Here is a 20,156-nt window from a genome sequence, read left to right on the forward strand (position 1 = left end):
CCCAGTGCACGCGGGCGGTGCCCGCTAGAACACGCGTATCGCAATCTCGGCGGGGGCAGCCAGCAGGGACTCGATTTCGTCGTCGAGCCGCACCAGGGTGATCGAGGCGCCCGCCATGTCCAGGGAGGTGCAGTACTCCCCCACATAGCTGCGGGCCACTGTGATGCCCTTGGCTGCCAGTTTCTTGTGCGCCACCCCGTACAACAGGTACAGCTCACTGATCGGGGTACCACCCAGCCCGTTCACCATCAGGGCCACCCGGTCTCCGTCCTGGTAGGGCAGGTCCTTCACCACCGGCTCAAGGATCTCGTCCACCAGCTCGTTCGCGGGCATGATCTTGGCCCGGCGCCGGCCCGGTTCGCCGTGGATGCCCACCCCCACCTCAATCTCGTCCTCGCCCAGTTCGAACAAGGGGCTCCCCTTGGCCGGAGGGGTGCAGGCGGTGAGCGCCACCCCCATGGTCCGGGTCACCGAGTTCACTTTTTCGCCGATCCGGACCACCTCATCCAGGTCCGCCCCGCGTTCAGCTGCCGCGCCGACGGCCTTGATAACGAAGAAGTTTCCGGCGACGCCGCGCCGGCCAATGGTGTAGGTGGAGTCGGTGACGGAGACGTCGTCGTCAATGAACAGGGTCTTCACGTTCAGGCCCTCGGCGGCCGCCATTTCCTGGGCCATGTCGAAGACCATCTTGTCGCCGGTGTAGTTGTTCACGAGGAGCAGCACCCCCTTGGGGGAGGCCAGCAGTTTGGTGGTCTCGTACACGTAGTCGAAGGGTGGAGCGGCGAAGACGTCGCCCGGGCAGGCTGCGTCGAGCATGCCCGGTCCCACCGCCATGACGTGCGCCGGTTCGTGGCCGGACCCGGAGCCCTGCACGATTGATACCCTGTCCTCGCTCGGGCTGTCGGCACGCTTGATCAGGTTGTACTCGGGGACATACTCGAGTGTCTCCGGGTTGGCCAGCGCCAGCCCCTCGAGCATTTCGGGGACAAACTGTTTGGGGTCGTTTACGAACTTTTTCATCAGGTCTCCACATCGTTGTGCTGAATAAACTCGTGTTGGTCGGGTGGGCTCGGGCTCAGCGGACCGTCCATTCGCTGGTGAGCCGTTCGATCATGATGGCCACCGCCACCGCTCCCGCGTCGGGTGAGCCAATACTGCGCTTGCCGCTGTAACTGGCCCGCCCTCGTCTGGCCTCAAGCGAGCTGGTGGCGTCGGCAGCGGTCCGGGCAGTCTGGGAGAACACGGCAAGGCATCCGGCAGAATCGGTGCCGTTGGCGAGCTCTTGTTCCAGCGCATCGGTGGCGGGGACGACGGCGTCGAGCAGGGTCTTGTCGCCGAGCTCGGCGTTGCCGCGGGCCTTGATGCCGTCGGTCGCCGCCCGCAGCATCGCGACCACCGTGGCACCATCCACCCGGTCGGAACCTTTGGCGGCGGCGGATGCCTTCAGGAAGGCGGTGCCCCAGAGGGGTCCGGAGGTGCCGCCGATCCTGCTGGTGATGATCACTGCGACCTGTTGCAGGAAGGTGGCGGGGCTGTCCCGTTTGAGGGTGTCCCACTCGGCCAGGACCTTCTCGAATCCCCGGGCCAGCGAGTAGCCAAGGTCACCGTCGCCGACGACGGCGTCCAGGTCGCCAAACTCCTTCTCCTTTTCCACAGCGGTCTGGGCGATGGACCGGACAACAAACTCGACGTTCTCCAGGTCGGTCATGATTCCTCCGATCGGGTGGGGGTGCTTGGCAGGTCGAGGAGCTGCTGAAAGGTTGCCAGAGTCACGGCCGCTCCCACGTCGATGCCGTGCGGGTTCTGCAGCACCTCGGCGGGTTCGTCGTCGTCGCCCGGGTCGCCGAGGGAACTGACCACCAGCGAGGCGCCGGTGAAATCCTCGTCCCGGGTGAAGCCGCTGACGGTGACCACCGTGCGCAGTCCGGCGGCGACGGCGGCGCGCAGCCCGTTGGCGCTGTCCTCCACCACAATGGCTTCCCCGGGTTCGAGGCCCAGGTCGTCGAGGACCAGCAGGTAGATGTCGGGGGCGGGCTTCTTGGCGGGCACCACGTCGCCGGCGAAGATGGTGAACGAGGCGGCCAGTCCCACCCCCACCGCATGGGTGAGGACCGCCCGCACCGCGGGTTCGGCCGACGTGGACGCGACGGCAAGGCCCCACCCGGCGAGGTGTGCTTCCTGCACCACCCGGAAGATGCCCGGCCGGGCCGGCATCACGCCGTCGTTCACCAGTTCCGTGTAGATGGCTGTCTTGCGTTTGTGCCAGGCCAGGATCGCCTCGTCCTTGGCCTCCTCGCTGGTCAATCCCAACTGCTGGCTCAGCTCGTCGGTGAGGATGCTGCGCATCCGTTCCTTGCCGCCGCCGATCAGTACCTTCTGCGCGTACTCCTCGACGGTCCACTGGACGGGCACGCCGAACTCTTCGAAGGTTTTGTTGAAGGCGGGAAGGTGACCAAACTGTTCGGTATCGGCGAGCACGCCGTCGCAGTCGAAAATCAGCGTGGGCATGATCAGTGTCCGGCTTTTCCGGCACTGCCGAACTGTTCAGTCAATTCTTTGACCAGGGTGATGATGTCTGCCCGGGTGTGTTTGAACAGCGACGGCGGATCCCACTTCCCCGCCTCTTCGGCCTGTTTCAGGAACGCCAGCCCGGACTGCATGAAAGTCTCCTTCAGCGCCGTGGAGATGTTCACTTTGGCGCATCCCCGGGCGATGAGGTCCTGGAACTGTTCGGTACTGAGCCCGCTGCCGCCGTGGAGGGCGATGGGGATGGAGCGCGCCTCGACGATCTCGGTGACACGGTTGGCGTCCAGCACGGGCGCCGCCTTGTAGGAGCCGTGGGCGTTTCCGATCGAGGGTGCGAACACGTCAATCCCGGTGGCGTCGATGAAGGCCAACGCGGTTTCAAGGCTTTGCCGCTTGGCCACCTGGTCGGACCCGTGATCGTCCTCGACGCCGGTGATCGCCTCGATCTCGCCCTCCACCTGGGCGTCGTAGCTGCGTGCTTCCCTCACCACCTCGATGGTCTGCCTCTGGTTTTCCTCGACCGGGAGCTCGGAGGCGTCGAACAGGACCGAGTTCCATCCGGCCTTCAGGCATTCGGTCACCACCGCACGGTCCGGACAGTGGTCAAGGTGGAGGGTGACCGGCACTTCGATGCCCCGGGTCATCGACTGCCACATGTCGAAGAGCACGCGGGATCCAATGCTCCGGACCGTCTTGACCGAGGTCTGCAGGATGACCGGTGATCTGCTTTCGACGGCCCCCGCAAGGACCGCTTCCATGGTCAGGTCGTTGAAGATGTTGATGGCCGGCACACCGTAGCGCGCGGCGAATGCTGGATCGAGAATGTCTTTCAGTGGCACAACGCCCACGGCAAACCCCCTTGTTGGCTGGTCTCCACGCTAGGCGAGCGAACCCGGGCGGGGATAGGAGGGAACACCCTCCCCCTCCTCTGGGGGTTATCACCACCAGCGGTGCTTCCCGGTGTGCGGTGGAGCTGGTTGGCTGGTCTAGCTGGTGAGCAACTTCGCCAGGAGGGCTGGGGCCACCGAGCCGCCGGACACTATTGCCGCAACCTTCGCGCCGCGGGGAGCGAGGTCGTGCATCCAGGCGGCGGTGGCGACGGCGCCGGACGGCTCGGCCACCAGCCGGCCCTCGACCGCGATGTGGCGGACCGCTGCGAGGATCTGCTCCTCGGAGACGGTGACGACGTCGTCGACGTAGCGCCTGATGTGTTCCCACGGATGGATACCGACAGCTGGGGTGCGCAGCCCGTCGGCGACCGTGCGGTAGGTGAGGGCGGTGTCCCAGGTGATGCGGCGCTGCTCTCGCAGGCTTTCGGCGGCGTCGGCGGCCAGTTCCGGTTCGACGCCGATCACCTGCACCTCGGGGCGCAACGCCTTGATGGCGGTGGAGATTCCGGAGATCAGCCCGCCGCCCGAGATGGGGACCAGGACGACGTCGACGTCGGGCAGCTGTTCGATCAGCTCCAGGCCCACGGTGCCCTGGCCTGCGATGATCCGGAGGTCGTCGTACGGGGGGACCTCGACGTATCCGTGTTCGGCGGCGAGTTCGAAGGTGTGGCTGTCACGCTGGGATGCGGGGACCAGAACCACCTCGGCTCCCAGTGCCCGGACAGCGGCGACCTTGGTGGGTGGGGCGGCGTCGGGCATCACGATCACCGCGTGCAGGTCGAGGCGTTTCGCGAGCCACGCGACGGCGCGGGCGTGGTTGCCCGAGGACTGGGCGATGATGCCAAGGTCGCGGGATTCGTCGAGCACCTGCGAGATGGTGTTGTAGGCGCCGCGAAGTTTGAAAGCGCCGGTCGGTTGCAGGGATTCAGCCTTCAGGTGCAGCACATCGGTTGGCCGGTCAGGGTGGGGCAGCGCAACAATCGGGGTGCGCAACACCAGGTCCTGGATGCGGTTGGCGGCGGCGCGGATGTCGTCCAGGGTCACCAACTGGGTGTCGGTGCTGGAGGCTGGCTGATCCGTGGTGGCGTAGGAGTTGTCCATAGGTGGATCTTACGCCGTCCACCTTTCTTGGTAAGCAGGCTGCTAATTGGCGGTTAGGCTGGACGGGTTGCTCTCAGAAAAGTGGGCGACGTCACAACAAAATGGGGGATACATGAAAAAGCGAACAGCAGGACTGTCAGTTGCGGTAGCAGTTGGGTTCACCGCGTTGTCGGCAACACCAGCTCTTGCGGTAGCTCTTCCGTTCGAAAACTGCGACGCAGCAGCCGCCGTGGGGGTTTACAACATTCCCGCCGGTACGCCTGGCTACCAGCTGAAGCTGGACGCGGATAAGGATGGCTTCGGGTGCGATGCACAGGGCAATCCTGCCTACAACGCGTCGATTGTAGATGCCCTTGTTGTGCAGAACACTCCTCCCGTCGACGAAGTGGTTGAGGCACCAGTCGTCCAGGTTCCGGCAGTCCCGGTGCCTGCTCAGGTTCAGGAGATGCCCGTGGGCGGCGCTGAGACCGGCGTTGCGCAGCAGCCCGGCACTGATGTGGGCGCTCTCGCGCTGGGCGGCGGTTTGGTCCTTACCGCAGCTCTCGGCGGGGCGTATCTGGTGCGCCGCGCGGCCATCCAGTCTTAGGGTTCGCAACTAGATAGACAATCTCTACGGAGAGTTGTCACGGTCGGTGTAGCCGCTTCGGCGTCTACACCGACCGATTTCGTTTAACCTGCCGCCTGGTATCAGACCAGCCGCTCCTCCCGGGCGATGATGGCCGCCTGGGTCCGAGACCGGCAGCCAAGCTTGGTGAGTATGCGTGACACGTGGGTCTTGGTGGTGCCCGCCGAGATGGTGAGCCGCAACGAGATATCCCGGTTGGACAGCCCCTCGGCGATCAGAGCGAGCACCTCGGTCTCGCGGTCCGTCAGCTGGTCCTCGGGTGCGCTGCTGCCCGGGATGGACGCGGTGTCCTGGCCGGCTGCGAGTCGCGATGCATCCCGGTCCAGGGTCACGTAGGCCTCCAGCAGGCGGCGGGTCGCTTCGGGGGCGATGACGGCGTCCCCCGCGGCGACCCGCCGGACCGCGTCCAGCAGCGCTGCCGGTTCGGCGGTCTTGAGCAGGAACCCGGCGGCCCCGGCCCGGAGTGCGCCGAAGATGTACTCGTCAATGTCGAACGTCGTCAGGATCAGCACCTGGGCCAGGCCGGCGCCAACGATGGTCCGGGTCGCCGCAATCCCGTCCATTCCGGGCATCCGCACGTCCATCAGGACGACGTCGGGGCGCAGCGCGGTCGCGTTGGCCACTGCCGCGTTGCCGTCGGATGCTTCACCGACCACCTCGACGTCGGGCGCCGCCTCCAGGATGAACCGCATGCCGGCCCTGATCGCTGCGTGATCGTCAACGAGGAGTACCCGGATCGGTGTGCCGGTCATGGATTCACCGTCGCCGGGGAAGTGAGCAGCGGGAGGACTGCAGTTACCGTCCAGTGGTCGGCAGTCGCGACGGCTGTCAGGTGTCCCCCGATGGCGGCTGCCCGTTCCCTCATCGAGGTCAGGCCCAGGCCGAGGCCCGGCGGAGAGTCAGTCCCGGCTGCCGCCGGCAGGGTATTGCGAATGGTAATGCTCGCGTTAGCCGGGTCGCGGTCCTTGATGACCTGCACGCTGACCTCAGCGTAGGGGGCGTGCTTGGCCGCGTTGGTGAGCGCTTCCTGCACGATCCGATACCCGGCCAGCTCGGAGGCCGCGCTGACGCTCCCCTCCGGAAGCTGGGCCAACTGGTTGTCGACCGTCACGGTCAGGCCGTTGGCACGGGCCTGGTCCACAAGGGGCTGAAGGTGGGTCAGCCGCGGGAAGGCGGCGTCGTCGTCGGGCGTTGGCGTGGCTTCCGCACCGGGTTCGACGTCGGGGGTACGGAGCAGGGCGATCATGGTGCGCATGTCCTCCATCGATTCGAGGGCCGACCGGCGCACCTGGGCCAGCGCGGCCCGATCCTTGGCCTCGGCGGGCGGGGTGGCCAGCGCTCCACCCGAGTGCAGGGCGATCGCAGAGAGGTGGGAGGCGACGACGTCGTGCAGGTCCCGGGCGAGCGAGTCGCGTTCCTGCCGGACGGCCTGCTGCCGGCTGGCGAGCGAGAGACGCTCGACGGCGTCGGCCCGGGCGGCAGCGACCTCGGCGAGCTCGGTCTTGCGCCGCACGTCCATGGCCCACCAGAGCGGGGCGTTGAAGAGAAGACCCTGCTGCATACCAATCAGCACGGTCAGGCGGAGGTCGGCGGTATCGGCGAGCACATAAATCATTGGTGCAGCGACGAGGCCGCCGGAGATGATCCACAACGCCCTACGCACCCGCGGGGAGCTAATCAGCGCCGCTGTATAGAGCAGATCGAAGAACGGGAGGAAGGTGGCGATGCTGCTGCCAAGAAGGGAATCACCCGCGAGCGCCACGAAGCCGATCAGCAGGGTGGTCACCGGCGCGCGCCGTTTGAAGACGAGTGCCACACAGGACACGGTGAGCGGTATCGCGAACCACCACCGTTCGTCGTCGGTCAGTTGCACCAGTCCCATCTGGGAGCCCCACACCCCGGTGAGCCCCAACCCGATCAGCAGCAGACCGCAGACCAGGGTGATGGCTGCGGTGCGTGCGTCCCGGCGCAGATTGGTGTTGTCCACCAGTTCATTGCATCACAGCTGTGCCGGGCTGGGGTCGGCCGAAAGTTGTACTGGTACGGCGGAGATCAGCCTTATCGCAGACGCAGCTTGGCGGTCCGCCGCCGTACCGTCGCTGGCATGACACTTGCACTTGCTGGAGCGCTCGCCGCGCTCGCCCTGATCGATTCCACGAGTTTCGGCACCCTGATGATTCCGCTGTGGTTGATGTTGGCGCCCGGGCGGATGCGGGTGGGCCGGATCCTGCTGTTCCTGGTGACGGTGGCGACCTTCTACTTCGGGGTGGGGTTGGCGATCCTGTTTGGCGCGGAGGCTGCGATTGAGCGATTGGGCGGCCTGTTCAGTTCCCGGATCATGCTGACGGCGCTGTTTGTGGCGGGGATTGCCCTCGTCATCTGGAGTTTCCAGCTGGAGGCTAAAGCCAAGCGGGAGAAGAAAGAGGGGGCGCCGCCGTCGTCGCGCATCCTGCGCTGGCGTGACCGCGCGGTCGGGTCTCCGTCCTCCGATGCCGGAAGTGGGTCGGGCGGGGTAGCGCTCATGGGGTTGGCGTTGGGCGCCGGGACGGTCGAGGTGGCCACGATGCTTCCGTATCTGGGGGCGATTGGGCTGCTGACCACGTCGGACGTCGGCTGGCCGCTATCCGGCGGGGTCCTGGCGGCATACTGCCTGGTGATGATTCTTCCGGCGCTGGTGTTCCTGCTGCTGCGCCTGGTGGCGGCGCGCTGGGTTGATCCGGTGTTGCTGAAACTCGACGGGTGGCTGACCCGCAACTCGACCAACACCCTGTCCTGGGTGGTGGGGATCCTCGGCGTCCTGCTGGTGGTCAGCACGGCCGGTGAGGTGCTCTAGTTCAGCGCTGATGCCGTTGTTCCGGTTCGCGGCAACTGGCAGTATGTGGCGGATGGACGAGAACGAGGTTATTGAGTTCGTTTCCGGGTTGCCCGGTGTCGTGTCACTCACCGCGAGCGCTGCTGATGGTTCACCCGAGAGCGCGTGGGGAGATACCTTCTTCTTTTACGATCCCGACGGCGACATCCCCGACACTCACCGGTTCCCTTTCGCGACAATTGTCGGCTCGAACTACAAGGGCTTCGACGAGGCGTCCGATCTTGACCGGCCGGGAATCTTCAGGGTGAATGTCGCAGTCGGTCGGTCATCCTTTGAATCGCTTTTCGGGCGGTCGCCGAAGGACGCTGCCGAGCACCTTTCGGAGTACGACGTCGCCGCGTCGGATGTCCTGTTTCCGCACCCAAACTATGCGTCGCAGGCCTGGGTATCGGTGATCAACCCCGCGGAGCGGACCACGGCTGAGCTGAGGTCGCTGTTGGAACTGGCCCACGATCTGGCGCGGAAGCGACACGACCGGCGCGGTTAGGGAGGCGCTCGCTCATGGGCCGGATGTCCTTTCCACCCCATGAGCGAGCCCCCACCTCTTTCGCGTAGCTCAGCTACCGCCGGGCTGGATTCCGTCCTGAATCCAGGGGTAGCCGGTCGCGAGGGGCGCACCGTCGTCGTGATGTGAGAGCCATTCGACGGCCGCCCCGTGGTAACGGTGGAAGCCCTTGTAGTCGGCGAGTTCGAGGTCCAGGGACGAGAGGGCCCGGTGGACCCGCTTTGCCCAGTCTGGGGCGTGTTCCACCAGCTCGGCCAGGCTGACAAGGTACGTGCGAACCGGGAACACTATGGCATTGGACCGGGGCAGACGATGCAGGGGCTGCAGTTCGATTCGGAGGTAAACCAGTTCTCCTGCATTTTCTGCAGTGACTTTCGCCCGATCCGGCGCCCAATCAGGGAGGGTTTCCACCGAGGTCTCAAGGCGCGGATTCACGGTGAGCGACCAGTTGACCCGCCGGACTGGGTGGCCGGGCTTCATCCGAAGCAGGAACTTGAGCGCTCGGTCGAGAATGCCCAGTTTCTCGACCTTTGGCACTGGACCGTGGAACTCGGCGAAACTCATTCCCATATTGAACTGGAGGGAGTAGTCGGCGCGCTGGGTTGTCATACCTGCGCCGATGACAAGAGTGTTGTCCCGCTCCTCAAGGACGACGAACTCACCTTGGGCCTGCCGCGTCGCGTACTCCATCGGATCCATTGGCAAGGTTTCGGGATCACCGAATGTGAAGGAGTCATCGATGCCCAGCAGCCGGTTCTCCCAGCGCCACTCGTTTCCGTTCTTGGTCAGAGTGAAGTGCTCCGGAAAATCCCTGTTGTAGGACTCGAAGATGAGCTCCAGGAGGTCCCACTGCGCCTCCAACATGTGCGGCAACGCAATGTAGTGGACGCCTGGCATCTCTTCGAGCATCTGCGCGCGATGGGCACACTCGGACACATAGTGTTCATCGATGTCGAAGCCGGCCACGAGGGCGCCGGTGCCGGCAGGAACATGGGGTTCAAGATTCATCGAGTACATGTACTCGTCGTCGGGAAACGGGAACGGAAGCCGACGGACTCCCGCACGGGAGTTGGCGAATCGATACTGCCCCTCCGGTGTGTAGGTTTCGTCGGTAGTAAAGGTGGTCGACTCAGGTATCGCTGTCATGGGAGCTCTCCTTAAGCGTTGATGACAAGTTTTGTGCACGTGGCGCGCGAGACGCAGGGCATGATGAGCGTGTTGGAGCACCGCTCCGGTTCAGACAACCAGTCGTCCCGGTGATCGATGGTGCCCTCGAGTTCAAGAACCTCGGTCTCGCACTCACCGCATGCGCCACCTCTACAGAGGTAGGGCAGTTTATGGCCGGCCTCCTCGACCGCCTCCAGCAGCGATTGCTCCGGAGCCACCTCGATTACTGCTCCAGATCGGGCCAGGGTGACACTAAATGCGCTACCGGTTGACCCGAGGTCCTCAAACCGTTCGTAGTGAATATGCGACTCGGTCCATCCGAGGGCCTGGGCGGCGTCGATGACATCGTCCACCATCCGTGCTGGTCCGCACACGTAGGTGTGGGTACCAAGCGGCCGACCGGCGAGGATGTCCGCCGAGTTCAGCCTGGAGCCCTCTCCTGCGCCGTAGAGGGTCACTCGATCCCCATAGAGTTCCTTGAGTTCGCGGCCGAGGGCGGCATGTGCTGAACCACGAACCGCGAGATGTAGCTCGAAAGAGCCTCCCTTGACGCTGAGCTCCTCCAGTTGCGAGTAGATCGGGGTAACACCGACGCCGCCCGCAATGAACAGATGATGGCGAGCATGTTTCGATACCGGGAAAAGGTTCGCTGGCGTTGTGACGGAGAGGACATCGCCCTCGCGGACGTTCCGGTGCATGGCGATTGAGCCGCGCTTCCCTTCGTCAATGCGACGGACGGCGATCTGGTATTTGCTCGTGTCGTAGGGCGAACTCATGAGCGAATAGGCGTTGCGCCGTGTCTCCCCCTCGAACGGAATGAGCACCCGAACATGGCTCCCTCCGGAGAAGGGTGGAAGCCATGTTCCGTCCTCGGCGGAGAAGGTATACCGATTGATTTCCGGGGTGACCGCTTCGATCCGGTCGACCTTCAGCCGCAGGGCTCCGTTGTGCGCTTCACTCATGTATCCAACTCCTCGTCGTCCGGTAGTTCTCCAGGTACTTCTCCGTCAGCTTTCACTCCCTGGAACGCGGCGAGCCTTCCGGAGTAGTGATCGCGGACCACCAGGTTTCGTTCACACCCGGGGCACCGAAACACCCGACGGGTCACATTCTCGGAATAGTGGCTGCAGTGAGCGCACCACACACGTCGGACGAAGGAACCAGCGTGCTCTCGCAGGACCTCGTCCCTATTCATCCCATAAGCAGTGGCAACCTGCATCGAGGTGCCGATAAAGCCCTCAGACCCAGAAAGGTACAAACGGGTGCCCATCTTGGCTCCGGCGAGGAATGAATCAAGGCCGCTGACTGCATCGCCGTTGCTCTCAAAGACGAGGAGGTCGCCGACGCCGAATCCTTGTAGTTCTGCCAGATAGTTTCGGCCCGTGAACGACTCAGACGAGTAGAGGACGCTGGTCGCTGCCAGCTGTTCCGGATTCATCTCTCCGAGCAGACGGATCAGCGGCTCTCCGCCGCTACCCTGCCCAGCAGCCACATGGGTCAAGCCCTTCGCCATGGGGATAAGCCTGTCGTACACGGGACGGCTTTTGATGCCAGTGATGAGCATGAGCGTGGTTACCTCTCGTCCTTCGCTGCCGCTGCCGCCGTCGGGGTGTCTGAGCCGTTGCTGGACGTCGTCGCCGTCGTCGGAACGGCGTCAGCCGCTGGAGCATCTCCCAGGAGGTAAGGCTTCTTCCAGGCCATGTAGAGCAGACCGATGACGACGACGGTGACCGCTGAGATCAGGACGACGTAGTTGGCGAACCACCCGTCTTCAGGGGTCCTGGGCCAGGCCATGTTGACCATGCCCAGCACGCCCCAGACGAGGGCAGCGATGTTCACCGGGATGCCCCAGGCACCGAGTTGGAAGGCACCGTTGGGCTTCCACCCGAGAAGGCGGGCCCGCAGGGATGCCAGGACAACCATCTGGAATCCCATGTACATGCCCATGGCGGCGAAGGAGATGATGACTGTCAATGCGTCGCTGGACACTTTCGATCCAATGACAATGAGCGCTGGCACCAGTCCCGCGAGAAGCAGTGCGTAGGGAGGTACGTGGCGCGATTCGCTGAAGGTGCGCAGGAGCTTGCTGCCCGGGAGGATACCGTCACGCGCCATTGAGTAGGCAAGACGGGAGGTAGCCGCCTGAAGGCTCACCACGCAGGAGAGGAAGGAGACGAGGACGATGACCAGGACTGCCTTGAAGCCCACCGGCCCGAACGCTGACAGGAGAATGTTCCCAACGGGGTCAGCGTCTTCGCCAGAGATCACAGCGGCGAAATCGGGAACAGCGAGAATCAGGGACAGGCACACGAACATAGCGGCAAACCCACCGATGTAAATGGTCATCCGCATGGCTTTGGGGATGGTCCGTCCGGGGTTCGGGACCTCTTCCGCCACATCACCGCACGCTTCGAAACCGTAGTACTGGAAGATGCCGATCAGCCCGGCGGCTGCGAAGGCCACGAAATAGCCGCTGCCTTCCCCCGCACCGAACGACTGAAACAGAACGCTGAGGTCGTGCTGGCGGGCGGTCACGAACAGCCAGGTCCCCACCGCGAGTGCTCCGCCGAGTTCAGCCAGGAGGCCAACCATTGCCACGGTGTTCAGCACCTTGGTTCCGCCAAGATTCAGGATCGTTGCCAGCGCAATGACCACCAGACCGGCGATGATCACTGAATTCGTGCTGTTCTCCATTCCGACAAGAGTGCTCAGGAATGGCCCTGCTCCGTAAGCGACGCTGGCGATGGTGGTCAACAGGGCAACGAGGTAGACCCAGCCATTCATCCATCCCCATTTGCGGCCCCACAGCCGGCGTGACCAGGGATAGACTCCGCCAGCCACCGGGTATGCCGCCACTACCTCACCAAAGACGGTTGCAACAAAGAACTGACCGAAACCGACGATGACGAGGGACCAGAACATGGGTGGTCCGGCGACGCTCAGGGAGACCGCGAACAACGAGTAAATGGCCACCACCGGGGAGAGGTAGGTGAATCCCAGGGAGACGTTTCCCCAGAAGGTCATCTCCCGTTTGAACTGCTTCTCGTACGAGTAACCCAGGCTAGCGAGGTGTTGGGCGTCTGCGTCGCCGTCCAGCTCGTTCACAGGCTCCGTGATGTCTCCGCGCATGGAACTCCTTCCGGTCGGCCCCGATTACTTGTGAGCGGGGCCACATGCGAAAAACCCTACTTCCAAAGGTTTAAATCTGCAACACGGCTCAAAAGAGTCGCTAATCCCTTAATTTAGGCCAATTTTGGTCGTCATGCTGACCCTTAACCTACGATTTCATTGCTTTAATGACCGGTCGACACTAGGCTCAACGGAGCGGTAGCCAGGTCAAGCAGCGGATTGGCTTTCGTTAAACCGTCCGAGAGGTAGGTTTCGGCCCGGGTTAGAATCGGGCCTAGTCCCTACACTGCATGGAGTCATTTTTGGCATCTACTACCGCGTTCCAAGCCCAGGTTTACCGGTCGTTGCCCGAAACCGAGCGCTCCGAGGCAATCGTCAATCGAATCTCAAAGGCCATCGCCTTGGGGCTATTGAAGGTTGGGGAACGACTCCCGCCAGAGTCAGCCCTTTCGGAAATGTTCGGTGTCGCGCCGTCGACCCTGCGGGAAGCGCTCTCAGACCTCCGCGATCAGGGTATCGTCACCACGCGGCGCGGACGTAGCGGCGGAACGTTCATCGTCAAACAGCCCTTCACATCGGCTGATGCCATCAGAAAGTGGTTCGAAGAAACATCGATTGCTGAAATCCGAGATGTCGGTGATGAGCACGCGGCGATAGCCGCCGCCACGGTGCGATTGGCATGCGAGCGTGCCGAGTCCCATGAAATCAGCCGGCTTCTCGAACATGCACGCACCCTGGTGATGTCTGACAAGCCTGAACTCCGTGCACGCGCCGACAGCAGGTTTCACATTGAGTTGGCGGTTCTGGCGCAATCTCCGAGACTGATGAACGCCGAAATCCGTCTGCAGGCGGAAACGGTTCAGGCACTGTGGACACCAGTATCTTTGACCCGCGACGCGGAACGAGTTGCAACCGAGCACCTCGCGCTGGCTCGCGCCATCGCTGATGACTCACCCGAGGAAGCCCAACGCCTGGTGTTGGATCACATTCGGCAGGACATTCACCATCTTGTGGATGCCAAACTGTCCCTCGGATATCCGACTATGCAGCAGGAGCGTCAGTGAGCACCAACAGCCTCGCAACGAAGGCCGCCGACGAAATCGCTGCATGGATGAACGCACTCGGCCGCGATGTCGACGAGTTCGCAGCACAGACGGCCGAGTTGTGGTCAGACCGTCCGAGCCCCCTCAGCCTTGAGCCAGGCGATCTACCAAAACTGGAAAACCTGGCCAAAGGATTCCTTGAAACGCATAGTTTTGTCGTCGGCGCCGGGGTCATCTTTTCCCGGGAAGCCATCAAGAGTAACGACGGCGGTCTGGAGTGGTGGATCAAACGCCACGAGAGCGTCGAGAAGCTCGAATTCGATCTGACGCCAGGCGGCGAACGCTTCTACGACTACCAAAACATGCCCTTCTTCGCTGCTGCCGACCGCACTGGGGAACAGACTGCATGGGGACCCTATGTCGATTACCTCGGACTCGACGAGTACATCCTCACCCACTCCGCCCCCATCAAGGTTGAAGGAAAGTTTGCAGGAGTGGCTGGCTGCGATATCCGGATAAGGAAGCTGGAGGAAATATTCATGCCCGTTCTTCGCGCAATTCCAGGCGACGCCGCACTCCTCAATGGAAGTGGCCGTGTGGTCGTCGGGAACTCCGGTGCTTATTTAGTGGGTGAGCGCATCCGTTCCACCCCCAGCGACAAGTCGGTGCTCCCTATCGATGTGCCCCATCTGGGATTCTCGCTTCTGAGCTGACACCCTCAATGGCGATTGAAAGCGCTGCGGCGGAAAGGCTCCATGCTTCAATGGAGCCATGCGTAGGGATAGGAATCCTCCGAGAATGAACAAGCGGGCCGCCCGTGGGCTCGGGTTCAGTGCGATCCTTCTGATGCTGGTCTTCGCCGCCTATGCAGTTTTCCAAGTCGCCACCGGGGCTGAGGCGTGGTCGATTGCGCTGACAGCCGTCTTCGCCCTCGCGTACGCTGGCTCGTTCCTCTCGCTGCGAAGGAACCATCTCCTCCCGCCCCGGCAGTAGGCAGCCATACCCCTAGCCGTCGAATCCAAACCGGAGTAGACAGTGCCTATGAGTAAATCACTGGGGGTCGCTGCACGGTTGGCCGAGGCATTGGCCATTGTCCTGGGTACCGAGGAAATCCCGCTCCGGCTCAAGGCCTGGGATGGGTCGGAGGCCGGGCCGGCCGGAGCGCCGGTGATCGAATTCCGATCACGGCGGGCACTGCGGCGGATGCTCTGGTCCCCCGGCATGCTCGGTCTGAGCCGGGCGTATGTGGCGGGTGACATTGACGCCCCCGGCGACCTCTACGAAAGCTTCACCGCCCTCAGCGCCGTCGGGAAGTTCGCGGACCTCGAACCCTTCAGCCCCCTCACGCTCCGCGAACGCAGGAAGCTGCTGGGCACAGCGATCCGGTTGGGTGCCATCGGCCGCAACCCCACTCCCCCTCCTGAGGAAATCACCATCGACAAGGTCGGCCGGAAGCACTCCAAGAAGCGTGACGCCGTCGCGATTTCCCATCATTACGACGTCGGCAACGACTTTTATGCGCTAGTCCTCGGTCCGTCGATGGTCTACTCGTGCGCGGTGTGGGACTCCCCCGACACCGGACTCGATGCAGCGCAGACGGCCAAGATCGACCTGGTCTGCCGCAAGCTCGGGCTGCAGCCGGGAATGCGGGTGCTGGATGTGGGCTGCGGGTGGGGCAGCTTCGCCCTCCACGCGGCGAAACGGTACGCGGCCGACGTCGTCGGCGTCACCCTCTCCACCGAGCAGGCCGAGCGTGCCCGCAAACGGGTGGCCGAGGCAGGGCTGACCGGCCAGGTGGAAATCCGGGTCCAGGATTACCGCGACGTCGACGACGGCCCGTTCGACGCGATCAGCTCCATCGGCATGTCCGAGCACGTGGGGCGCGAACAGATCGGCGGTTACGCGAGTCATCTTTATGACCTGCTCCGCCCTGGCGGCCGGCTGCTGAACCATGCCATCTCATGGAACGCCGGGGACACGATGCGCCCCGACCCCGACTCGTTCATCCCGCGCTATGTCTTTCCCGACGGCGAGATGCTCAGCCTGACCGTGATGCTCGGTGCCCTCGAGTCGGCGAAGTTTGAGGTGCTCGACGTCGAAGCGCTGCGTCGACACTACGCCCTCACCCTCCGCGCCTGGGTGCAGAACCTTGAGGACCATTGGGAGGAGGCTGTCAGGCTGACCACTGAGGGTCGGGCACGGGTGTGGCGGCTGTATATGGCCACGAGCGCGCTCGGGTTCGAGAACGGGCTGACCGGCGTGAACCAGGTGCTGGTGCAACGTCCCAGTGGAGACGAACCTCCGCTGCGACGGGCAGAGTGGCTGTAGGCTGACCGCTAAACGCCTGCAGCGCCTGGCTGCGGTCAAACCCGTGAAAGGCACCCATGACGCAAGCGACTGTCCTCAAGAACGGCCACGTGTTCGACGGCGAACGCTTCCTCTCTGGTCCCACCGACGTCGTCTTTCGGGACGGTGAGATCGACGCGGTAGGACGCGACGCCGGATTGGCCGAGGAGTACGCGGAGGCCACCGTGGTCGATTGTGCCGGACGCACTGTGTTGCCGGGCATCATCGACCTGCACGTTCATGTGATGACCTCGACCCCCGGTTCCATCCAGTCGATGGTGGAACCCTATTCGCTGCAGTTCTACGAATCCGTCAAGAACCTCGAGGCAACGCTGCGGGCCGGTGTCACGACGGCGCGCGACGCTGGTGGCGCCGACCTGGGTGCCAAGACGGCTATCGAATCGGGGCTCATCAAGGGTCCGCGGCTCCGGTTGGCGGTCAGCATCATGTCGCAGACCGGCGGACACGGCGACATGTGGCACCCTTCAGGTCTTGAGTCCCCCGACTTTGGTCCCCATCCCGGCCGCCCGAGCGGTATTGCCGACGGCGTCGAGGAAGTCCGGAAGGTGACCCGCACCCTGCTGCGGGCGGGTGCCGATCAGATCAAGATCTGTTCGACCGGCGGCGTCCTCTCGCCAACCACCGATCCGCGACACTCCCAGTTCACTCCTGCCGAGATCGCCGTGATCGTCGAAGAGGCCGGGATGCAGGGCAAGTACGTGATGGCTCATGCGCAGGGAACGGCCGGGATCATCAACGCCTTGCAGGCGGGAGTCCGGACGATCGAGCACGGCATCTACCTCACCGACGAGGCGATCCAGCTGTTCCTCGATTCCGAGGCCTACCTGGTGCCGACTCTTTCTGCTCCCCTGGCGGTGATCCGCAAGGGTGAGTCCGGAGCTAGCGGTCTTTCCCAGCAGGTCATTGATAAGGCGCAGCGGGTTGCGGAGGACCACCGTCAGTCAGTTGCCCGGGCCATTGCGGCTGGCGTGAAGATCGGGATGGGCACAGATGCCGGTGTCGGTGCCCACGGCGACAACCTGGAGGAGCTTTCCCTGATGGCCGACGCCGGCATGAACCTTGAGCAGGTGTTGGCCGCTTCCACCTCGGTACCCGGGGAACTCATCACGCCGGTGGGCGCAGTGGGCCGGTTGGCCGAGAAGCACCTGGCCGACGTCGTCGTGCTTAATGGCCTGCTGGAATCGGCTGAGCAACTGGCTGGGTTGAGGGGCATGATCGGGCAGGTTTATCAGGGCGGCGTGCTGCAGTTCCCGGAGGGGTAGCGGTTACGTGGCGCTGAGGGGGTAGCCCGCTTTGCGGGTCCTTCAGGTCCTGCTGAGGTGATCGGTGAGGAAGCGCGCTGAATCCGTGTGTTCGGTCAGAGGGACCTCGGCGTGATCGCCCTGGTTAGCGTGCAGACTCTTCTCTTTCGAGCCGAAGGCGTCGAAGAGATCCAGTGCTGATTCTCGGGGCACAAATCGGTCATCCCACTGCAGCAGGAACCTCACGGGTGAGACCACACGTGGGGCAGGATCGGCCAACCCCTCGATACCCACTAACCCCAGCACTGCGGTGCAAACACGCTGGTCGCTTGCGAGCAGCGCGACTCCTGTGGCCGCACCGAGTGAGACACCCCAGTAGCCAACCTGCCCGACGCCGATTCCGTCGGCTGTGAGCTCGTCCAGCAACGCCCGCCACTCGCCCGCCGCGTCGCCTGCGCCGCTGTTGTCTGCAGCGATGAGATCTGTAACTGGCTCACCAGCGGTCAATCGTCGCCGCAGTTCAGTCGATCGTGCACGCTGTGTTTCCGACGGTTCCCGGTCCCCATGCCCCGGCGCATCAATCGAGATGCTGGCGAACCCGTGGGCGGCGAGGAGCCCGACGCGACCCTCGATGGCGGGCGCCGCCTTCTGCTGACCACCTCCGTGTGCGAGGAGAACTACTGGCCCGCCGGGTGCGGCTTCAGCGGGGCACCAGATCAGTCCGGGCACCTCGCCAAGCTGAAACCCCTGGGATGTGTAGTTGTCGCCGTTGGCGGGCGAAGCAAAATACTCCATCTTGGTCCTTTCGCGTTGCCTGCCTGTGGGTCGTTTTCACCTCATCTTCATCCTCGGCTGGCACGCTGACAAGGGAATCGAGTGGGGGTTTGCGGCTTCGGATGAGCAGCTTCAAGATTGTCGAATATTTGTTCGAGAGATTTTGTCCACATAGCCTGTAAATCCGCAGAAATGTCGGTGGGGTTTGGGACAATAGAGGTATGGAAGGCAGTACAGCTCCATCACCGCAGCGGAAGGGAATCCCCTCCCGGGTGACCGCCCCGCGGGGCGGTTCTGCTCATGCTGGTAGCAACTTTGTCCTCGGGGGCACGAGCGCGGTGGCGGTAGCTTTGTCATCGTTGAAGCCAGCCGGTAATGCGGCGGGGCTGATAGACCAGCTGCGAGAGTTGGAGGATCTGAAGTCCGCGATCGCGGGCGTCCAGGCCCGGATTACAGTGGCTGTCGATGTGGCCGAACGGCAGGCGCAGGCCGACGCCGGGGTTCCCGCTGGGGAGCAGGGCAAGGGTGTGGGGGCGCAGATCGCGTTAGCGAGGCGTGAGTCCCCGTCCCGCGGCAGCCGCCTCCTCGGATTAGCCCGGGCCTTAGTCACGGAAATGCCCCACACGTTGGCGGCCCTCCATCAAGGCCAGTTGAATGAGTGGCGGGCGACCCTGTTGGTGAAGGAAACCGCGTGCCTGTCCGCTGAGGACCGGGCAGCGGTCGATGAGGAACTCGCCCCGGATACGGGGACGTTCGACGGGTGCGGGGATCGGGCGATTGTCGCGTCGGTGAAAGCAGCCTCCTATCGGAGGGATCCCCGGTCGGTGGTGAATCGGGCCGCCCGTGCGGTGACGGAACGGTGCGTGAGTATCCGTCCCGCACCGGACACCATGGCCTACCTCACCGCCCTGCTCCCCGTGAAAGAAGCCGTTGGCACCTACGCTGCCCTGTCCCGTCACGCGGACACCACTCGGGCCGCCGGAGACCCGAGGTCTCGGGGTCAGGTCATGGCTGACACCCTCGTCGAACGTGTCACCGGGGTCCCCGGCGGTGTCAGCCGGGTCGAATTGCAGGTCATCATGACCGACCGCGCCCTCTTTGAAGGCGACAGCGAACCAGCCCGGATCCCCGGCTACGGCATCATCGGCTCCCACTGGGCACGCACTCTCCTCCAAACAGCGAAAACCACCAACGGAACAACAAGCTTGAGCCCCACCACAACCGCCCCGGTCACCAATCCAGCAACCGGCCAAGTATCCGACCCCTGGGCTAATCATCTCGATCCGGTTGGCTCAACCGCTCGCTCCACTGGACCTGCTGGATCGGGCGGGACGACCGTCGTCGATCCGGCCGGGAACACAGGTACCGCTACGACCCCCGGAGGCCATGCCTTCGACGTGTGGTTGCGTCGGCTCTACACCGCGCCGTCGACCGGGGAGCTGGTGGCGATGGATTCCACCGCACGGCTCTTCACGAAAGCCCAACGACGGTTCATCACCGCCCGCGACGACACCTGCCGGACTCCGTACTGTGACGCCCCGATCCGCCACTTCGACCACATCGTCCCCTGGCACCGCGGCGGACCCACCACCATCACCAACGGGGCAGGGCTCTGCGAAGCCTGTAATCACACCAAAGAACACCCCGGCTGGACAGCCCAAACAATCCCCGGACCACGGCACAGGCTCAAAGTCACCACGCCCACCGGCCACACCTACCACTCCACAGCACCACCCCTACCCGGCACCGGAGCCGTCACACGGGCCAGCGTCGGTGCAGGCACCGGAGCGACAATCGAGCGGGCACAGGTCAGAGCCTTGAAGCAGGTCAGATCGCGACCCTAAACACGCAGGCACGACAATCACCAGGCAGGACAATCACCCAGCACGACCATCACCGTTCGCGCGACCCGAATC

21 protein-coding genes are annotated in these 20,156 nt (G+C 63.8%); 9 read left to right on the forward strand and 12 right to left on the reverse strand.

The window, feature by feature from the left end; genetic code table 11:
• Positions 1–24: 24 nt before the first annotated feature.
• The 5 genes from dhaK to HMI57_RS08655 form a co-directional block, all read right to left on the reverse strand.
• Positions 25–1,020 (reverse strand): dihydroxyacetone kinase subunit DhaK, encoded by a 996-nt coding sequence (dhaK, locus tag HMI57_RS08635; protein ID WP_171585544.1) that lies wholly within the window; start codon positions 1,018–1,020, stop codon positions 25–27.
• A gap of 55 nt (positions 1,021–1,075) precedes the next feature.
• Entirely contained in the window at positions 1,076–1,708 is a 633-nt protein-coding gene (gene dhaL, locus HMI57_RS08640; RefSeq protein WP_171585545.1) for a dihydroxyacetone kinase subunit DhaL, read from the reverse strand.
• On the reverse strand, positions 1,705–2,508 hold the full coding sequence (locus tag HMI57_RS08645; RefSeq protein WP_171585546.1) for an HAD-IA family hydrolase: 804 nt from the start codon (positions 2,506–2,508) through the stop codon (positions 1,705–1,707). The genes dhaL and HMI57_RS08645 overlap by 4 nt, the downstream gene beginning before the upstream one ends.
• 2 nt (positions 2,509–2,510) lie before the next feature.
• Positions 2,511–3,374, reverse strand: coding sequence for a class II fructose-bisphosphate aldolase (locus HMI57_RS08650; RefSeq protein WP_171585547.1), 864 nt, complete (start codon positions 3,372–3,374; stop codon positions 2,511–2,513).
• Positions 3,375–3,512: 138 nt separating this feature from the next.
• Complete coding sequence (locus HMI57_RS08655) at positions 3,513–4,517, reverse strand: threonine/serine dehydratase (RefSeq protein WP_171585548.1); 1,005 nt, start codon at positions 4,515–4,517, stop codon at positions 3,513–3,515.
• Positions 4,518–4,629: 112 nt separating this feature from the next.
• On the opposite strand from HMI57_RS08655, the gene HMI57_RS08660 reads away from it, so the two are divergent.
• On the forward strand, positions 4,630–5,103 hold the full coding sequence (locus tag HMI57_RS08660; protein ID WP_171585549.1) for an excalibur calcium-binding domain-containing protein: 474 nt from the start codon (positions 4,630–4,632) through the stop codon (positions 5,101–5,103).
• Positions 5,104–5,204: 101 nt separating this feature from the next.
• Here HMI57_RS08660 and HMI57_RS08665 read toward each other — a convergent pair whose 3' ends face one another.
• Both HMI57_RS08665 and HMI57_RS19525 read right to left on the reverse strand, forming a co-directional pair.
• On the reverse strand, positions 5,205–5,894 hold the full coding sequence (locus tag HMI57_RS08665; RefSeq protein WP_171585550.1) for a response regulator transcription factor: 690 nt from the start codon (positions 5,892–5,894) through the stop codon (positions 5,205–5,207).
• On the reverse strand, positions 5,891–7,129 hold the full coding sequence (locus HMI57_RS19525; protein ID WP_171585551.1) for a histidine kinase: 1,239 nt from the start codon (positions 7,127–7,129) through the stop codon (positions 5,891–5,893). Before HMI57_RS19525 ends, HMI57_RS08665 begins: the two co-directional genes overlap by 4 nt.
• Before the next feature lie 117 nt (positions 7,130–7,246).
• Between HMI57_RS19525 and HMI57_RS08675 the strand changes: the two genes are divergently transcribed.
• Together HMI57_RS08675 and HMI57_RS08680 are read left to right on the forward strand one after the other, a co-directional pair.
• The gene (locus HMI57_RS08675) at positions 7,247–7,975 is read left to right on the forward strand and encodes a GAP family protein (protein WP_171585552.1); all 729 of its coding nucleotides are present in this window, start codon (positions 7,247–7,249) and stop codon (positions 7,973–7,975) included.
• A 52-nt stretch (positions 7,976–8,027) separates the two neighbouring features.
• Positions 8,028–8,501 carry a DUF6194 family protein gene (locus HMI57_RS08680; RefSeq protein WP_171585553.1) on the forward strand — a complete coding sequence of 158 codons (474 nt, stop codon included), beginning with the start codon at positions 8,028–8,030 and terminating at the stop codon, positions 8,499–8,501.
• Between the two features lie 69 nt (positions 8,502–8,570).
• On the opposite strand, the gene HMI57_RS08685 is transcribed toward HMI57_RS08680, so the two are convergent.
• Genes HMI57_RS08685 through HMI57_RS08700 form a run of 4 tightly spaced genes read right to left on the reverse strand, consistent with a single transcriptional unit; the run spans position 8,571 to position 12,815 of the window.
• The gene (locus tag HMI57_RS08685; RefSeq protein ID WP_171585554.1) at positions 8,571–9,665 is read right to left on the reverse strand and encodes a DUF3445 domain-containing protein; all 1,095 of its coding nucleotides are present in this window, start codon (positions 9,663–9,665) and stop codon (positions 8,571–8,573) included.
• An 11-nt stretch (positions 9,666–9,676) separates the two neighbouring features.
• Entirely contained in the window at positions 9,677–10,648 is a 972-nt protein-coding gene (locus HMI57_RS08690) for a PDR/VanB family oxidoreductase (protein WP_171585555.1), read from the reverse strand.
• A complete protein-coding gene (locus HMI57_RS08695; RefSeq protein ID WP_171585556.1) occupies positions 10,645–11,250 on the reverse strand; it encodes a dimethylamine monooxygenase subunit DmmA family protein in 606 nt (201 codons plus the stop codon). The genes HMI57_RS08690 and HMI57_RS08695 overlap by 4 nt, the downstream gene beginning before the upstream one ends.
• 8 nt (positions 11,251–11,258) lie before the next feature.
• Positions 11,259–12,815 carry an APC family permease gene (locus HMI57_RS08700; protein ID WP_171585557.1) on the reverse strand — a complete coding sequence of 519 codons (1,557 nt, stop codon included), beginning with the start codon at positions 12,813–12,815 and terminating at the stop codon, positions 11,259–11,261.
• Positions 12,816–13,117: 302 nt separating this feature from the next.
• On the opposite strand from HMI57_RS08700, the gene HMI57_RS08705 reads away from it, so the two are divergent.
• The 5 genes from HMI57_RS08705 (at position 13,118) to HMI57_RS08725 (ending at position 17,487) form a co-directional block, all read left to right on the forward strand.
• Positions 13,118–13,879: a GntR family transcriptional regulator gene (locus tag HMI57_RS08705; RefSeq protein ID WP_171585558.1), complete on the forward strand. Its 762-nt coding sequence runs from the start codon at positions 13,118–13,120 to the stop codon at positions 13,877–13,879.
• Positions 13,876–14,571, forward strand: coding sequence for a cache domain-containing protein (locus HMI57_RS08710; protein ID WP_171585559.1), 696 nt, complete (start codon positions 13,876–13,878; stop codon positions 14,569–14,571). The genes HMI57_RS08705 and HMI57_RS08710 overlap by 4 nt, the downstream gene beginning before the upstream one ends.
• Positions 14,572–14,656: 85 nt before the next feature.
• Positions 14,657–14,851 (forward strand): hypothetical protein, encoded by a 195-nt coding sequence (locus tag HMI57_RS08715; RefSeq protein ID WP_171585560.1) that lies wholly within the window; start codon positions 14,657–14,659, stop codon positions 14,849–14,851.
• 48 nt (positions 14,852–14,899) lie between these two features.
• Positions 14,900–16,186 carry a cyclopropane-fatty-acyl-phospholipid synthase family protein gene (locus HMI57_RS08720; protein WP_171585561.1) on the forward strand — a complete coding sequence of 429 codons (1,287 nt, stop codon included), beginning with the start codon at positions 14,900–14,902 and terminating at the stop codon, positions 16,184–16,186.
• Positions 16,187–16,242: 56 nt separating this feature from the next.
• The gene (locus HMI57_RS08725; RefSeq protein WP_171585562.1) at positions 16,243–17,487 is read left to right on the forward strand and encodes an amidohydrolase family protein; all 1,245 of its coding nucleotides are present in this window, start codon (positions 16,243–16,245) and stop codon (positions 17,485–17,487) included.
• A gap of 42 nt (positions 17,488–17,529) precedes the next feature.
• Here the strand turns inward: HMI57_RS08725 and HMI57_RS08730 are convergent, their stop codons facing one another.
• On the reverse strand, positions 17,530–18,261 hold the full coding sequence (locus HMI57_RS08730) for an alpha/beta fold hydrolase (RefSeq protein WP_171585563.1): 732 nt from the start codon (positions 18,259–18,261) through the stop codon (positions 17,530–17,532).
• Between the two features lie 200 nt (positions 18,262–18,461).
• Here HMI57_RS08730 and HMI57_RS08735 point away from each other — a divergent pair, with 200 nt between their 5' ends.
• Positions 18,462–20,084: an HNH endonuclease signature motif containing protein gene (locus tag HMI57_RS08735; protein ID WP_171585564.1), complete on the forward strand. Its 1,623-nt coding sequence runs from the start codon at positions 18,462–18,464 to the stop codon at positions 20,082–20,084.
• Positions 20,085–20,156: the final 72 nt, after the last annotated feature.

The sequence above is a fragment of the Arthrobacter sp. 260 genome, assembly GCF_013116745.1.
In the GTDB taxonomy this organism is placed as follows: Bacteria; Actinomycetota; Actinomycetes; order Actinomycetales; family Micrococcaceae; genus Arthrobacter_D.

Excerpts from the sequence above, each read along its gene's own strand:
- dhaK (WP_171585544.1), bottom strand. The coding sequence starts at position 1,020 with ATGAAAAAGTTCGTAAACGACCCCAAACAGTTTGTCCCCGAAATGCTC.
- dhaL (WP_171585545.1), bottom strand. The coding sequence starts at position 1,708 with ATGACCGACCTGGAGAACGTCGAGTTTGTTGTCCGGTCCATCGCCCAG.
- HMI57_RS08645 (WP_171585546.1), bottom strand. The coding sequence starts at position 2,508 with ATGCCCACGCTGATTTTCGACTGCGACGGCGTGCTCGCCGATACCGAA.
- HMI57_RS08655 (WP_171585548.1), bottom strand. The coding sequence starts at position 4,517 with ATGGACAACTCCTACGCCACCACGGATCAGCCAGCCTCCAGCACCGAC.
- HMI57_RS08660 (WP_171585549.1), top strand. The coding sequence starts at position 4,630 with ATGAAAAAGCGAACAGCAGGACTGTCAGTTGCGGTAGCAGTTGGGTTC.
- HMI57_RS08665 (WP_171585550.1), bottom strand. The coding sequence starts at position 5,894 with ATGACCGGCACACCGATCCGGGTACTCCTCGTTGACGATCACGCAGCG.
- HMI57_RS08675 (WP_171585552.1), top strand. The coding sequence starts at position 7,247 with ATGACACTTGCACTTGCTGGAGCGCTCGCCGCGCTCGCCCTGATCGAT.
- HMI57_RS08680 (WP_171585553.1), top strand. The coding sequence starts at position 8,028 with ATGGACGAGAACGAGGTTATTGAGTTCGTTTCCGGGTTGCCCGGTGTC.
- HMI57_RS08685 (WP_171585554.1), bottom strand. The coding sequence starts at position 9,665 with ATGACAGCGATACCTGAGTCGACCACCTTTACTACCGACGAAACCTAC.
- HMI57_RS08690 (WP_171585555.1), bottom strand. The coding sequence starts at position 10,648 with ATGAGTGAAGCGCACAACGGAGCCCTGCGGCTGAAGGTCGACCGGATC.
- HMI57_RS08695 (WP_171585556.1), bottom strand. The coding sequence starts at position 11,250 with ATGCTCATCACTGGCATCAAAAGCCGTCCCGTGTACGACAGGCTTATC.
- HMI57_RS08700 (WP_171585557.1), bottom strand. The coding sequence starts at position 12,815 with ATGCGCGGAGACATCACGGAGCCTGTGAACGAGCTGGACGGCGACGCA.
- HMI57_RS08715 (WP_171585560.1), top strand. The coding sequence starts at position 14,657 with ATGAACAAGCGGGCCGCCCGTGGGCTCGGGTTCAGTGCGATCCTTCTG.
- HMI57_RS08720 (WP_171585561.1), top strand. The coding sequence starts at position 14,900 with ATGAGTAAATCACTGGGGGTCGCTGCACGGTTGGCCGAGGCATTGGCC.
- HMI57_RS08725 (WP_171585562.1), top strand. The coding sequence starts at position 16,243 with ATGACGCAAGCGACTGTCCTCAAGAACGGCCACGTGTTCGACGGCGAA.
- HMI57_RS08730 (WP_171585563.1), bottom strand. The coding sequence starts at position 18,261 with ATGGAGTATTTTGCTTCGCCCGCCAACGGCGACAACTACACATCCCAG.
- HMI57_RS08735 (WP_171585564.1), top strand. The coding sequence starts at position 18,462 with ATGGAAGGCAGTACAGCTCCATCACCGCAGCGGAAGGGAATCCCCTCC.